The sequence below is a fragment of the Arthrobacter sp. SAFR-179 genome (assembly GCF_059414945.1).
This window is the reverse complement of sequence record NZ_JBPFDM010000001.1, coordinates 1-13,747: the sequence shown is the minus strand read 5'-3', so window position 1 is coordinate 13,747 and position 13,747 is coordinate 1. Positions and strand designations below refer to the sequence as shown.

Here is a 13,747-nt window from a genome sequence, read left to right as displayed (position 1 = left end):
CTATGCGCGGGCCCCTTGCCGCTGCGCGGCCAAGTAAGCGAGCAGCCGGCGAAGGCCGAACGACCATTCCGGCAGTTCCTCGGACGGGCCCACCCTGTTCATCAGGGCACCGAGGTGCCGGCTGCGGATGGTCACCAGGTCGCCGCGTTTGTGGGTGAAGCCCTGCCCCGGCATGTCGCGGTCCTGCGTTGGGGCGAACAGCGTCCCCGTGAAGAGCGCGAACCCGTCCGGGTACTGGTGGTGCTTTCCATACGTAGCCGCCACCAGCTCCTCGAAGGGCCTGCTGATCCGGGAAACGCTGTTCCGGCCCTCCAGCAGGTAGCCGTCCGGTCCTTCCACGCGCAGCAGGATTTCCTCATCGCGCAGGGTATCCAGGGTGAAGGTGCCGTCGAAGAGCCGGATGAACGGGCCCAGCGCGCTGGAGGCGTTGTTGTCCTTGGCCTTGCCCAGCAGCAGCGCGCTCCTGCCTTCCACGTCGCGCAGGTTCACGTCGTTGCCCAGGGTGGCGCCCACCACCTTGCCGGCGGAGGTGGCGATCAGGACCAGCTCCGGCTCGGGGTTGTTCCAGGACGAAAAGGCCGGGATGCCGATGCCGGCGCCCAGGCCCACCGAGGACAGGACCGGGGCCTTGGTGAAGACCTCCGGGTCCGGGCCGATCCCCACCTCCAGGTACTGCGACCACAGGCCTTCGGCGATCAGGACGCGTTTGGCCTCGGCGGCTTCCGGCGATCCCGGCCGCAGGTCGGAGATGCTTCCGCCCAGGGCGAGGCCCACCAGTTCCCGGACCTCGGCTGCACGGCCGGCATCACCGGCGCAGCGCTCCTCGATGACCCGCTCGATCATGCTGTCCACGAACGTGACGCCGCAGGCCTTGATGACCTGGAGGTCCACGGGGGCCAGCAGCCTGGTCCGGCTGCTGTCACCGGCCAGGGAAGCGTTGACGACGGCGGCCGTTTCCCACCGTGGTTCGGCCAGGGTGGGGTCAGCGAGGGCGGAGCGGACGGCAGCAGCGGGGTCCGGCAGCTCGAGAAGCTCCGCGACGGTTCCGGCCACGCGGTGCAGGTCAAAGATGCTGCCCCCGCTGACGGCGACAACGCGCGGGCCGCCGCTCTCCACATCCCAGACCCGCCCGATCAGCAGGGCCTGGTCCGCGTCCTCGGGAAGGACCCCTTGGACTTCCTGGACGTCTTCAGGGCTTATGGCGTTCACTGCTTGTCCTCCCGGGTGGTCACGGACCCGGCTGCGGGGCCGGACGGACGCTGCCAGACGCCGTCGACCCTTTGCGGCACCTGCCAGGGATTGTTGTCCCGCAGCGGTTCGGGCAGCCGCTGCGCCGGGAATGACTGGTAGGCCACGGGCCGCAGGAAGCGGCGGATCGCGGCCGTCCCCACCGAGGTGGTGTTGGAGGTGGTGGCCGGGTAGGGCCCGCCGTGGTGCTGGGCGTAGCTGACGGTGACGCCGGTGGGCCAGCCGTTCCACAGGACCCTGCCGCTGATGTCCGCCAGCCTGGCGGCGAGGGCGTCCACGTCGTCGTCAGCTTCGGCCTGCAGCGTGGTGGTCAGCTGCCCTTCCAGGAGCCCCGCCAGGTCCGGCAACTCGGATTCGTTGCCGTATTCGACCACCAGGCTGGCCGGGCCGAACATCTCCTGCCGGAGCAGGTCCGGGTTCTTCCGGACCTCCGTTGCGGTGGTGAGCAGGACCGTGGGGGCCGGCTCGTCGGCAAAGTTGCCTTCCACCAGGACCTTCACTCCGCCGCTGTCCCGGAGCCGGGTGACGGCATCGGCGTAACCGTCGTGCAGGCGGGGGCTGAGCAGCCGGGCGGGGGTAAACCCTGACAGGGCCTGCTCCAGCTCGCGGCGGATGCCGTCAGCCTGCCCGGCGGGGACGAACAGCAGCCCGGGTTTGGTGCAGAACTGGCCCATTCCCAGGGTGAACGAGGCAGCGTAGCCGGTGAGGATTTCCGCCCGCCGGGTTGCCCAGGCCTTGCCCGTGACGAAGACGGCGTTGATGCCGCCCAGCTCACCGAAGAACGGGATGGGTTCCGGGCGGGCAGCGATCCGGTTGAGCAGGGCCCGGCCGCCGGCGGTGGAGCCGGTGAACCCGATGGCCTTGACCAGGTGGTGGTCCACGAGTGCCTCGCCCGCCTGCCGTCCCGTCACCACGGCGAACAGGCCCGACGGCGCCCCGGCACCTTCCAGCGCATCGATCACCGTGCGCGCGGTCCGGGCAGCAAGGCCCGCATGCGCGTCGTGCGCCTTGTGGACCACTGCGCAGCCCGCGGCCAGGGCCGAGGCGCTGTCCCCGCCCATCACGCTGAACGCAAACGGGAAGTTGGAGGCACCGAAAACGCCAACCACGCCGAGCGGAACGTTGCAGCGCCGAAGGTCAGGGCGCGGGCCCATGGGCCAGTTGGGGTCGGCGTGGTCGATGGTGGCGTCGAAGTGCTCACCCTGGCGGATTTCCGCAGCGAAGAGCCGCAGCTGGAACACGGTGCGCTTCAGTTCCCCTTCCAGCCGGACCGCCCCAAGGTGCGTTTCCGCGACGGCGGCCTCCACCAGCCCCGCAGCATCCTGTTCCAGGCCGGCGGCAATGGCGTCAAGCCAGCCCGCGCGCCGCTGCGGATCCGCCAACCGGGCTTGTTCAAAGCCACGGTGGGCGGCAGTGACCGCCGCGTCCAGCTGCTCCACGGTGGTGGGGGCAGCAAGGACGGCCGTTGCTTCCCGGGCCGCGTTCATCGGCCGGTTCCTGCTGCCGGGGCCAGGGAGCCGCCGGTGACAGCGGCCCGGTTGCCCACTTCCTGCCAACCTGCGCCGTTGGGGAATTCCCAGCGGGTGCGGGAGGCGGCAAACATTTCGGCGCCGGTGCCGGGCAGTGCCGGGGCGGCATAGCGGCCGTCGACGATACGGACGGGTTCAGCGAAGTGCTCGTGCAGGTGGTCCACGAATTCGATCATGCGGTTTTCCTGACTGCGGGCCACCACGGCGTAGTCGAAGAAGGAGAAGTGCTGGACCAGTTCGCACAGGCCCACTCCCCCGGCGTGCGGGCAGACGGGAACCCCGAACTTTGCCGCCAGCAGCAGGATGGCGATGTTCTCGTTGACGCCGGCCACGCGGGTGGAGTCAAGCTGGAGGACGTCGATGGCGCCGGCCTGGAGGAGCTGCTTGAAGACGATCCGGCTGGCCACGGCCTCTCCGGTGGCAACCCGCACCGGGGTGACACCCCTGCGGATTTCGGCATGGCCCAGGATGTCGTCCGTGCTGGTGGGCTCTTCAATCCAGTAGGGGTTGAATTCGGCCAGCTGGTTGACCCACTCGATGGCCTCGGACACCTCCCAGCGCTGGTTGGCGTCGATCGCGATGGGCAGGGCGCCCACGGCCTCGCGGGCCAGGGCCATGCGCCTGCGGTCATCGTTGATGTCACCGCCTACTTTGAGCTTGATCATGGAGAAGCCCTCTGCCGCGGCCTCCTTGCTCAGCCGGACCAGCTTCTCGTCGCTGTAGCCGAGCCAGCCCGGGGAGGTGGTGTAGGCCGGGAAGCCGTCCGCCTTGAGCGCGGCGATCCGTTCGGCCTTGCCTTCCTGGCCGGCGCGGAGGATCTCCAGGGCTTCCTCCGGGCTGAGGGCGTCGCGGATGTGGGTGAAGTCCACCACGCTCACCAGTTCCTCGGGCGTCATCTCAGCAAGGAGGAGCCAGAGCGGCTTGTTTTCGCGGCGGGCACGGATGTCCCACAGGGCACTGACCAGGGCGCCGCACGCCATCTGGGTGACACCCTTTTCGGGTCCCAGCCAGCGGAGCTGGGAGTCGTGGACCAGGAGCCTGGAGGCGCCGCCCAGGTCGGAGATCAGCTCGTCGATGTCGCGGCCCACCAGCAGGCGCCCGTAGGCATCGATGGCCGATGTCAGGATCTCGTTGCCGCGGCCGCAGCTGAAGACAAAGCCGTGGCCCTCGTCGCCCGCATCGGTGCGGATGACCACGTAGGCGGCGGAGTAATCGGGGTCGACGTTGACCGCATCGGAACCGTCAAGTTCAAGGGATGTGGGAAAACGGACGTCCTGGGTCTTGACGGACGTAATGGAAGGCATGGATCTCAACTTTCGGATGGCAACTGTGCGGGAAGGGGAAAGATTCGATTCCTATACGAATTTCTAAAATCATATAGGACCTGTGATTCAGGTCAAGCCCCGCCTGTCATTTGCCATAGCCGCAAGGCGCGAAAAAGCCCCGGCCCCTCCAAGGACCGGGGCCGCGCGGCCGTGAGCTAGCCGGTGACAATCCGCCGCCGCGGCGGGCCGCTGTCCTCCAGGGGAGCAAGCTCACCGTCGAACGCCTTGGCAAACCTGTCGAAGGAGTTGCGGATATGGGTGGTCATGGCCGCTTCTGCCCGCTCGGGATCGCAGGCCTCGATTGCCTCCCGCACAGCGGTGTGTTCAGCCACCGTGATGGCGCCGTCCACGTCTGCAGGGTAAAGCCTGAAGGTGTGCAGGTGGCAGTGCGTCTGGGCAAAGGCATGACGGACCACGGGGTTTCCGGACGCGGCCAGGATGGCGTCGTGGAAGCGGGTGTCGTGGGCCACCAGATCCTGCCGCAGGTCCTTGCTGCTGCGCTTCATGGCGTCCCGGAAGCCTGCCAGTTCCTTTTCCAGCGTCCCAGCCGGATTGGCCAGACGGTCCACAGCGGCCGCACGCGCCGCCCAGGGTTCCACCAGGAGCCTGAACTCGAACAGCGAGCGCAGCTCCGGCAGGCCCAGGAGCGGAGTGGTGCTGTAACCGCGCCCGGGGTTGTACACCACCAGGTTGTCGCCCTCGAGTCGCTGCAGCACCTCGCGGACAGGCGTCTGCGAAACCCCCAGGCTCCGGGCCACGGCATCAATGTTGATACGGGTGCCCGGGGCAATTTCGCCGTCCAGGATGGAGGCCCGCATGGCCGTGTAGACGTCCGGAACGGCAGCCTTGCCGCGTGGAAGTTCTGATGGTTGACGTGGGGGCACGCAATTACCTCTTGCATTGGTTGAACGGGCTTTGATTGCTCTGGAGCTGCTGGGGGAATCATAAGCCACGCACGGCCGGCCTCTTCTTCCGCCCCTTTTCAGAAGCAACACTTGATCTGGATCACAATATCTATATGATTAACCAGATTCCTATATGATTTTGGCGCTGACATCTTCCGCGTCTCCCCCTCCCGCCCGTGCATATCGCACCCGAAGCCATGTATATGTCGAAGGAGACCGCATGACTACGCTCGGAAGTAAGACATCCACTGCCAACCCCGCCCGGCAGCCCCGACTGATGACCCGCAAACGCTGGGTCATCATCTGGCTCGCCTTCATAGGCCTCAGCATCAACTACCTGGACCGCTCCAGCCTTAGCGTCGCCCTGCCGTTCATGGGCAAGGACTTTGAACTCACCGCCACCCAACAGGGGCTGATCTTTGCGGCCTTCTTCTGGGCCTATGACTTCTTCCAGCTCGCAGCCGGCTGGTACGTGGACAAGGTGGGCCCGCGCCGCTCGTTCTCCCTGGCCGCCGTGTGGTGGTCCGTCTTCACCATGGTTACGGCAGCGGCGTCCAGCTTCTGGTCCCTGTTCGCCGCCCGCTTCCTGCTCGGCGTCGGCGAGAGCCCGGCACCCAGCACGGCGGCAAAGGTGGTGGCCACCTGGTTCCCGGTCCGCGAACGGGCCTTTGCCACCAGCATCTGGGACTCCGGTTCGCGCGTCGGAGCGGTCATCGCGCTGCCGATCGTCACCCTGATCGTCGCCTTCACCTCCTGGCACGCGGTATTCATCATCATCGGCGTCCTGGGCATCATCTGGGCCGCCGTCTGGTGGAAGTATTACCGCAGCCCGGAGGAGCACGCCGGCGCCAACGCCGCAGAAGTCACCTACATCCAGGAGGGCGGCGCCCGCGGCGCGGCAAGCGATGACGAAGGCGCGGCCAAACTCCCCTGGCGTTCGCTCTTCAAGTACCGCACCATCCTGAGCATGATGTTCGGCTTCTTCTGCCTGAACAGCGCCATCTACTTCTTCATCACGTTCTTCCCCAGCTACCTGGTCAAGGAACGCGGCTTCGACCTGCTCAAGCTGGGCTTCTTCGGCGCCATCCCCGGCATCTGCGCCGTCCTGTTCGGCTGGCTCGGGGGCTACCTTGCCGACCGCGCCGTCCGGGCCGGCTCCCCCGTCAGCAAGGTCCGCAAGACTGCCATTGCCGGCGGCCTGGCGGGCGGCTCGGTCATCATGTTTGCCGCGCTCGTTCCGGAAGCCTGGATGGCGCTGGCACTGCTGTCCGTCGCCTACTCCAGCCTCACCGTGGCAGCAACCGGCATCTGGTCACTGCCGGCGGACGTCGCGCCCAGCTCCCGCCACGTCGGCTCCATCGGCGGGCTGCAGAACTTCGCGTCCAACCTGGCCGGCATCTTCACGCCCATCCTGATCGGCGTGCTGGTTGACCAGACCGGCTCCTTCGTGGCGCCGCTGGCGGTCATCGGCGCAATCTCCCTCATTGGCGCCGCGAACTACCTGTTCGTGATTGGCAAGATCGAGCCGCTGAAGGTCCCGGCAGCCGCCTAGGTTTCCCCAGCCCTCAGCAAAGGGACGACGCCGGCACTCGCCAAAGTGCCGGCGTCGTACGTTTAAAGCGTTGCCGGAACCGGAACCGGCACCTGAGCCTGGATGGCCGTGATGGCCACCGTGTTCACGATGTCCTCCACGGTGCAGCCGCGGGAGAGGTCGTTGACCGGCTTCCGCAGCCCCTGCAGGACGGGGCCCACGGCCACGGCGCCCGAGCTCTGCTGCACCGCTTTGTACGTGTTGTTGCCGGTGTTCAGGTCCGGGAAGATGAACACCGTGGCCTGCCCGGCCACCGAGGAGCCCGGCATCTTGGACGCGGCGATCGAGGCGTCCACGGCGGCGTCGTACTGGATGGGGCCCTCAACTGCCAGGTCAGGGCGGCGCGTGCGCACCAGCTCGGTGGCCTGCCGTACCTCATCCACGGCCTCCCCCGAGCCCGAGCCGCCGGTGGAATAGGAGAGCATGGCAACCCGCGGCTCCACGCCGAACTGGGCGGCGGTCTCTGCCGAGGCCAGGGCAATGTCCGCCAGCTGCTCCACGTTGGGATCCGGGTTCACTGCGCAGTCGCCATAGACCAGCACCCGGTCCGGCATGAGCATCAGGAACACCGAGGACACGATCTTCACGCCCTCACGGGTCTTCACGAACTCCAGGGCCGGCCGGATGGTGTGGGCGGTGGTGTGGGCCGCACCGGACACCATGCCGTCCACTACACCCAGCTGGACCATCATGGTGCCGAAGTAGCTCACGTCCTGCATGATTTCCAGGGCCTTGGGCAGGTCCACGCCCTTGTGTGCCCGCAGTTCGGCGTACTTTTCGGCGAACTTCAGGCGCAGCTCGGAGGTGGCCGGGTCGATGACGTTGATGCCGGACAGATCGATGCCGTTGGCAGCAGCCAGTTCCCGGATGTCGGATTCGGGGCCCAGCAGTGTCAGGTCGCAGACATCCCGGCGGTGCAGGATTTCCGCTGCACGCAGGATCCGGACGTCGGTTCCCTCCGGCAGGACCACGTGGCGCCGCTGCGCGCGGGCGCGCTCGATGAGGTCGTGGAGGAACCGCAGCGGGGTCATCCGCTCGGCCCTCGGCAGGTGCAGGCGCTCCACCAGCTCGGCCTCATCCACGCGGCGGGACCAGAGCCCCAGGGCGGAGGCAACCTTGCGCCGGTGGCCGGACCAGATCTCGCTGCGGACCTCGGAGACCCGGCGGGCGGTCTGGTACGTGTCATCTTCCGTGGCGAACACCGGGAACGGCGCCTGCGCCAGGAGCGGGTAGATGTTAGCGTCCGGGGCCAGGCCGCCGGTGAGGATGAGCGCCGAGGCCACCGGGAACTCCGGCGAGAAGGAGGATGCCAGACAGGCCACCATCACGTCCGCCCGGTCCCCCGGCACGATCACCAGGGCGCCTTCATCGAGCACATTAAGGAAGTTGCCCACGTTCATGGCGGCCACCTTGATGTCCCTGACGTCGCGTTCCATGTCCGGCGTCCCCGCGATCTGCCGCACGCCCAGCGCCAGGGCCACCTCGCCGGTGGTGGGCCGGGCGATCTCCTCCAGCTCCGGCAGGATGTACACGGGCCGGCCGGAGGCACCCGGCTTCAGGGCAGCCGCAATGGCGTCCAGGTCATCGGCGTCCGCCCGGTTGACCATGATGGCCAGGAGCGCGCATTTTTCGGCGGCAAGTTCCTTCCGCGCAACTTCGACGGCGGCAGCAGTCTCGGGAACGGTCCGCCCCTTGGCGCCCACCACGGCCACCACGGGTGTGGCGAGGTTGTTGGCGAGCCGGGCGTTGAGGTCGAATTCGACGGCGGAGTCCTGGCCCACCAGGTCGGTGCCTTCGACGATCACCACGTCGCAGTGACGGGCGATGTCCGCGAAGATCTCCACACACCTGGCGTCGATCTCCGCCCGGTTCCCCTCGGCGAGCAGCGTGCGGACCTCGTCGTAGGTCAGGCCGCCGCGGCACCGGTCATCATCCAGGGCGAAGCGGGACTTCATCAGTGCCAGCATGGGGTCATTCGCCGCGGAGGGCCCGTGGACCACCGGCTTGAAGAAGCCGATCCTGTCCGCGTGCCGGTGCAGCGTATCGGCCAGGCCCAGGGCTATCAGGGACTTGCCCGATCCCGGGGTGGTTGCGCTGACGTAGATGCCTTTTGCCATGGTCCGCCCTTTGCTGTTCTTGCTGGTGCCGGTCCCCCCATCCTTGCACTCCGAGGCCGTGCGCGGGGCGCCTGACCCAGCGTCGACTGCTCCGTAACTGCCGTTTTAGGCGCTGAAAACGGCAGATACGCAGCAATCGATGAAGGGGCGGCCCAGCCGCGCAAGGTGCGTCCCGACGTCGTGCCTTATCCCGCTTCCTCTTGACACCGGACCCCCTCATGGGATTACCTAATGAACATTCGGTAAATAAAGCTGGAGGCAATGACGCATGGCTGAAGCAACACTTTCCGGGGCCACCCACCCCATCCTGGAAAACGACTACGCCTCCGAATGGATGGGAATCGAGGTCCTCGCCCTCAGCGACGGGCACGCCACCATCCGGATGACCCTCCGGCAGGAAATGCTCAACGGATTCGGCATGGCCCACGGCGGAATGATCTTCGCGTTCGGGGACACCGCCTTCGCCCTCGCGTGCAACCCCATCCACCCTGCACCCGGCGAAGAAGGCACCATCACCGTGGCCTCCGGCGTCGACATCAACTTCCTCAAGCCCGCCTTCCGCGGCCAGGTGTTGACCGCCGTCGCCGACCGCCGCTCCAGTGCCGGGCGCAGCGGCCTGTACGACATCCAGATCTTTGCCGCCGACGCCGCCGTGCCGGCCGCCGAGACCCAACCCAGTTCCCCGGGCGAGCTCATCGCCGAGTTCCGCGGACGCAGCCGCACCATCCCCAAGAAGTAGGAAAACCATGACCCTGCATGCCCCCGAAACCGCACCCGCCGGCACCGACGCCGTCCTGGACCGCGAGGAAACCATCTCCCGGGATGAGCTCGAAGCCCTCCAGCTCAGCCGCCTGCAGCACACCGTGGCCTATGCGTATGACCGCGTGCCGCTGTACAAGCGCAAGTTCGACGCTGCCGGGATCCACCCCAACGACCTGCGCGAGCTCAGCGACTTGGGGAACTTCCCCTTCACCACCAAGGACGACCTGCGCGAGGAATACCCGTTCGGCATGTTCGCCGTCCCACAGGCTGAAGTAGCCCGCGTGCACGCCAGCTCGGGCACCACGGGCCGGCCCACCGTCGTCGGATACACCAAGCAGGATCTGGCGGACTGGGCCAAGCTGGTGGCCCGCAGCCTGCGCGCGTCCGGCGTCCGCCCGGGCATGAAGGTCCACAACGCCTACGGTTACGGCCTCTTCACCGGCGGCCTGGGTGCGCACGCCGGAGCCGAAGCCCTGGGCTGCACCGTCATCCCCATCTCCGGAGGCCAGACCGAACGCCAGATCCAGCTGATCCAGGACTTCAAGCCCGACGCCATCCTGGCCACCCCCACCTACCTGCTGACCATCGCGGACGCCATGGCCCACATGGGGATCGACCCCGCCTCCACCTCCCTCAAGTACGCAGTGCTGGGCGCCGAACCGTGGACTGAGGAGATGCGGCACGAGCTCGAGGTCACCATGAACATCAAGGCGTGCGACATCTACGGCCTGTCCGAAGTGATGGGCCCGGGCGTCGCCGGCGAAGCCGTGGAGACCCAGGACGGCAGCCACATCTGGGAGGACCACTTCCGCCCCGAAATCATCGACGCGTTCAACCCGGTGGTTGGCAAGGAAAACGTCCTGCGGGACGGCGAGCACGGCGAACTCGTGTTCACGTCGCTCACCAAGGAAGCCCTCCCCATCATCCGCTACCGCACCAAGGACCTCACCCGCCTGCTCCCCGGCACGGCCCGCCCCTCGCACCGCCGGATGGGCCGCATCACCGGCCGCAGCGATGACATGATCATCCTCCGCGGCGTCAACGTCTTTCCGTCCCAGATCGAGGAAATCGCTTTGCGGATCCCCGAGCTCAGCCCGCACTTCCAGCTCGAACTGACCCGCCCCGAGGGCCAGCGGATGGACCAGATGACGGTCAAGATCGAGCGCCGGGACGCGGTGAGTGTTGAGCAGGGCACGACGGCGGCACGCACCTTGAAGGAGCAGATCAAGATCCACGTGGGTTCTTCGTGCACCGTGAACGTCGTGGAACCGGGTTCGCTCGAGCGGTCCAACGGCAAGCTGCGCCGGATTTACGACCTGCGTCCCAAGGGGTAGCCGGCCCTGCGCCGACTGACCGACCGTTCATGAGAAACTAGCCACTATGCCCCGCACCACTGAGACCACCAGCACCAACGGCACCGCCGGTAATGGCACAGCGAAGCGGGGCCGGCCCGGGTACGACCAACAGTCGGTGCTGCGCATCGCCGTCGACGTCTTCAACCGCCACGGCTACGACGCGACGTCAATGGGGATCCTGGCGGACAACCTGGGCATCTCAAAGTCGGCGATCTACCACCACGTGCCGTCCAAGGGCGATCTCCTCAAGCTCGCCCTTGACCACGCACTGGGCGGCCTCGAGTCCATCCTGGAGCAGCCGCAGGCAACGTCGGGAGCTGCCGACGCACGGCTGGAGTTCGTGCTGCGGCAGACGGTGGCTGTGCTGGTTGACCGCCTGCCCTTTGTCACGCTCCTCCTGCGCCTCCGCGGCAACACCGAGATCGAGCGGGACGCGCTGGAACGGCGGCGCACCTTCGACCACAAGGTGGCGGCCCTGATTTCCGCTGCCCGCGACGAAGGCTCGCTCCGCCAGGACATCGACCCACGGACGGTCTCACGGCTGCTGTTCGGCATGATCAACTCGATCGTCGAGTGGTACAAGCCGGGCGGTTCCCTGTCGCCGCAGCGGCTGGCCGACGACGTCATCACCATGGCGTTCGACGGCCTGCACTCGGACGTGTAGGAAGCTCGCAGCCGGCTCCCTGGCGGCGATAATAAGCGTGCTTGGTATTTTCCCCGCTCCCCGGCTACGGTGGTAGAAAGCCAGCATCCGCAGGGAGGTACTGATGAGCCAGGCCAGCGACCCGCAGCGTTCACGCCGCCTGCGTACAGTGCTGGGCGGCGGCGTCCTTACGGCCGCCCTGGCACTCAGCGGCTGCACGGGTACGCCAAGTCCCCCGGCCCCCAGCGGCACCTCCTCAAGCCAGGCGCCGTCGTCGACCTCCGCCAACACCGCACCGGTGTCCTCCGCCCCAGGTTCGGCTGCGCCGGTGGAAGGCGGCTCCGGGACGGCGGCGGCCAACCTGCCGCAGCTCGTGGAGAACCTCTCGCCGTCCGTCGTCACCATCTTCACGGAGGGCGGCCTGGGCAGCGGCGTGGTGTACTCGGCGGACGGACTGATCCTGACCAACGAGCACGTGATCCGCGGCGCCACCAGCGTTGAGGTGGGGTTCGCCGACGGGCAGCGGGTGGAAGGGACCGTCAAGGCCAGCGACGCCGTGACGGACCTTGCGCTGGTGCAGGCCAAGCGCACCGGCCTGCCGAAGCCCACCTATCAGAGCGACCTGCCCAAGGTGGGCGAAGGCGCCCTGGTCCTGGGTTCCCCCCTTGGCTTCGAGAACACGGCCACCGCCGGCATTATCTCCGGCCTCCACCGTTCCATCCCCGGCTCCGCGTCGAACAGCCTCTCGCTGGTGGACCTCATCCAGACGGACGCGCCCATCAGCCCCGGCAACTCCGGCGGCGCGGTGATCAATATGCGCGGTGAAGTGATCGGCATCAGCGAGGCCTACATCCCGCCGTCGGCCGGGGCTGTGTCACTTGGCTTTGCGATTCCCGCCGCCACCGCCGTGGACGTGGCTGAAGAGCTGCTGGCCAACGGCAGCGCCAAGCACGCGTACCTGGGCCTCACTCCGGGAGAACTGACGGCCCAGATCGCCGACCAGCTGGGAATCCAGGAAGGTGCCGGCGTCGTGGTGCTCGCGGCGGACAGTGACGGCCCTGCCGGGCGTGCCGGGATCCGCCCGGGCGACGTCCTGCAGTCCATTGAGGGCGTGGAGCTCACCACGCCGGAGAAGCTCCTGGCGGAACTGCGCAAGCGCAACCCCGGCGACACCGTAGGCTTCAAGGTCAAGCGCGGCGATCAAAGTTTGGATATCAAGGTGGACCTTACCGACCGGCCCGCCAGCACAACCACCCGATAGGAAGGAAAAGAACATGAGCCACCCCAAGGAAGAACCCGATGCCGGATTCATCATTCCGGACCCCTCAAAGATCCGCGAGGACGTTCCCGGCGACGCCGGCGACGAGGCCAATGTGATCCGCTTCAGCGAGGAGCAGGCCCTGATCGAGGAACAGTCGCACGGCATCCGCCCGGACACTTACAGCGTCCCCTCCGGCGGCCCCACCATGGACGAGGCCCGCGGCAACATGGACCTTTCCGACCGCAGCGAAGGCGGCCGCGGCACGGGTCCCGAGGATGACAGCAGCGACGACGGCCTGCATGGCGGCGCCGAAAGCTAAGGCCTTACGAAAACAAGCAGCAGGGGTGCCCCGGTTGGACCGGGGCACCCCTGCTGCTTTGTTTTGGCCTGGTGCCTGACTAGACCTGGTACTCGAGCTTGCCGCCGAGGTTCTGGTGGACGCACAGGATGTTGTGTTCCGTATCCATGAACCAAGCGCACTTCTCCGACTCGGTGGTGCAGATGTGGTTTTCCGTCCGCAGCGTGGGGAGGTCGTAATCCTGGAACATCACGCCCCTGGCTTCCATGTCCCGGACGGTCGCCTCGATGTCCGAAACCTCAAAACTCAAGGCCGTGTGCTCGGAATGCTTGCCGTCCGCCACCGGCATCAGCTGCAGCATGGGACCGCCGTCGGCGCCGAGTAGTTCGCTGCCGTCCTCCGCCTTGCCGCGGTGCGGAAGTCCGAGCTTTTCAGTGTAGAAAGCGCGGGCGCGGGCTGCATCATCGACCGGCAGGATGGTTGTGGCTGTGTTCATTCTAAGGTTCATGTGGCCACCTCCTACGGGATGAATCCTACGCCCGCGCTGGCGGAAAAGACCCTCCCCGGGACGCCCGCTCACCTCCTGCATCCAAAACCGAAACGCCCGCTCACCTCCTGCATCCAAAACCGAAACGCCCCCTCTAAGTCAGGCTGGTTGTGAGTCATTCAAGTCTTGATTGAAGGAGCCGACCGTGACATTTGTAAGCCAGGGT

12 protein-coding genes are annotated in these 13,747 nt (G+C 67.1%); 6 read left to right on the top strand and 6 right to left on the bottom strand.

Features of this window, described 5'->3' with window-relative positions:
- The 4 genes from ACR65K_RS00060 to ACR65K_RS00045 all read right to left on the bottom strand — a co-directional run bounded on the left by ACR65K_RS00060 (position 1) and on the right by ACR65K_RS00045 (position 4,986).
- Positions 1-1,209, bottom strand: a complete 1,209-nt coding sequence (locus tag ACR65K_RS00060) for a fumarylacetoacetate hydrolase family protein (RefSeq protein ID WP_440150827.1) — start codon at positions 1,207-1,209, stop codon at positions 1-3.
- Positions 1,206-2,735, bottom strand: coding sequence for an aldehyde dehydrogenase (NADP(+)) (locus ACR65K_RS00055; protein WP_440150826.1), 1,530 nt, complete (start codon positions 2,733-2,735; stop codon positions 1,206-1,208). The genes ACR65K_RS00060 and ACR65K_RS00055 overlap by 4 nt, the downstream gene beginning before the upstream one ends.
- Positions 2,732-4,081, bottom strand: coding sequence for an L-fuconate dehydratase (locus ACR65K_RS00050; protein ID WP_440150825.1), 1,350 nt, complete (start codon positions 4,079-4,081; stop codon positions 2,732-2,734). Before ACR65K_RS00050 ends, ACR65K_RS00055 begins: the two co-directional genes overlap by 4 nt.
- A 176-nt stretch (positions 4,082-4,257) precedes the next feature.
- Positions 4,258-4,986, bottom strand: a complete 729-nt coding sequence (locus tag ACR65K_RS00045; protein ID WP_440150824.1) for a GntR family transcriptional regulator — start codon at positions 4,984-4,986, stop codon at positions 4,258-4,260.
- A gap of 241 nt (positions 4,987-5,227) precedes the next feature.
- On the opposite strand from ACR65K_RS00045, the gene ACR65K_RS00040 reads away from it, so the two are divergent.
- On the top strand, positions 5,228-6,559 hold the full coding sequence (locus tag ACR65K_RS00040; protein ID WP_056328870.1) for an MFS transporter: 1,332 nt from the start codon (positions 5,228-5,230) through the stop codon (positions 6,557-6,559).
- A gap of 62 nt (positions 6,560-6,621) precedes the next feature.
- On the opposite strand, the gene pta is transcribed toward ACR65K_RS00040, so the two are convergent.
- Positions 6,622-8,715 (bottom strand): phosphate acetyltransferase, encoded by a 2,094-nt coding sequence (gene pta, locus ACR65K_RS00035; RefSeq protein WP_056328867.1) that lies wholly within the window; start codon positions 8,713-8,715, stop codon positions 6,622-6,624.
- Between the two features lie 268 nt (positions 8,716-8,983).
- Here pta and ACR65K_RS00030 point away from each other — a divergent pair, with 268 nt between their 5' ends.
- The 5 genes from ACR65K_RS00030 (at position 8,984) to ACR65K_RS00010 (ending at position 13,055) form a co-directional block, all read left to right on the top strand.
- On the top strand, positions 8,984-9,454 hold the full coding sequence (locus tag ACR65K_RS00030) for a hotdog fold thioesterase (protein WP_440150823.1): 471 nt from the start codon (positions 8,984-8,986) through the stop codon (positions 9,452-9,454).
- A gap of 7 nt (positions 9,455-9,461) precedes the next feature.
- Complete coding sequence (gene paaK, locus ACR65K_RS00025; protein ID WP_440150822.1) at positions 9,462-10,811, top strand: phenylacetate--CoA ligase PaaK; 1,350 nt, start codon at positions 9,462-9,464, stop codon at positions 10,809-10,811.
- A gap of 46 nt (positions 10,812-10,857) precedes the next feature.
- Positions 10,858-11,496 (top strand): TetR/AcrR family transcriptional regulator, encoded by a 639-nt coding sequence (locus ACR65K_RS00020; RefSeq protein ID WP_440150821.1) that lies wholly within the window; start codon positions 10,858-10,860, stop codon positions 11,494-11,496.
- Between the two features lie 103 nt (positions 11,497-11,599).
- Positions 11,600-12,736, top strand: coding sequence for a S1C family serine protease (locus ACR65K_RS00015; RefSeq protein WP_440150820.1), 1,137 nt, complete (start codon positions 11,600-11,602; stop codon positions 12,734-12,736).
- 13 nt (positions 12,737-12,749) lie between these two features.
- Complete coding sequence (locus ACR65K_RS00010) at positions 12,750-13,055, top strand: hypothetical protein (RefSeq protein WP_056328852.1); 306 nt, start codon at positions 12,750-12,752, stop codon at positions 13,053-13,055.
- A gap of 79 nt (positions 13,056-13,134) precedes the next feature.
- Here the strand turns inward: ACR65K_RS00010 and ACR65K_RS00005 are convergent, their stop codons facing one another.
- Complete coding sequence (locus ACR65K_RS00005) at positions 13,135-13,530, bottom strand: VOC family protein (RefSeq protein WP_440150819.1); 396 nt, start codon at positions 13,528-13,530, stop codon at positions 13,135-13,137.
- Between the last annotated feature and the right edge of the window lie 217 nt (positions 13,531-13,747).

Bases quoted from the DNA above. Each gene is read 5' to 3' on its own strand.
- ACR65K_RS00055 (WP_440150826.1), bottom strand. From the start codon at position 2,735: ATGAACGCGGCCCGGGAAGCAACGGCCGTCCTTGCTGCCCCCACCACC.
- ACR65K_RS00050 (WP_440150825.1), bottom strand. From the start codon at position 4,081: ATGCCTTCCATTACGTCCGTCAAGACCCAGGACGTCCGTTTTCCCACA.
- ACR65K_RS00040 (WP_056328870.1), top strand. From the start codon at position 5,228: ATGACTACGCTCGGAAGTAAGACATCCACTGCCAACCCCGCCCGGCAG.
- pta (WP_056328867.1), bottom strand. From the start codon at position 8,715: ATGGCAAAAGGCATCTACGTCAGCGCAACCACCCCGGGATCGGGCAAG.
- ACR65K_RS00030 (WP_440150823.1), top strand. From the start codon at position 8,984: ATGGCTGAAGCAACACTTTCCGGGGCCACCCACCCCATCCTGGAAAAC.
- paaK (WP_440150822.1), top strand. From the start codon at position 9,462: ATGACCCTGCATGCCCCCGAAACCGCACCCGCCGGCACCGACGCCGTC.
- ACR65K_RS00020 (WP_440150821.1), top strand. From the start codon at position 10,858: ATGCCCCGCACCACTGAGACCACCAGCACCAACGGCACCGCCGGTAAT.
- ACR65K_RS00015 (WP_440150820.1), top strand. From the start codon at position 11,600: ATGAGCCAGGCCAGCGACCCGCAGCGTTCACGCCGCCTGCGTACAGTG.
- ACR65K_RS00010 (WP_056328852.1), top strand. From the start codon at position 12,750: ATGAGCCACCCCAAGGAAGAACCCGATGCCGGATTCATCATTCCGGAC.
- ACR65K_RS00005 (WP_440150819.1), bottom strand. From the start codon at position 13,530: ATGAACACAGCCACAACCATCCTGCCGGTCGATGATGCAGCCCGCGCC.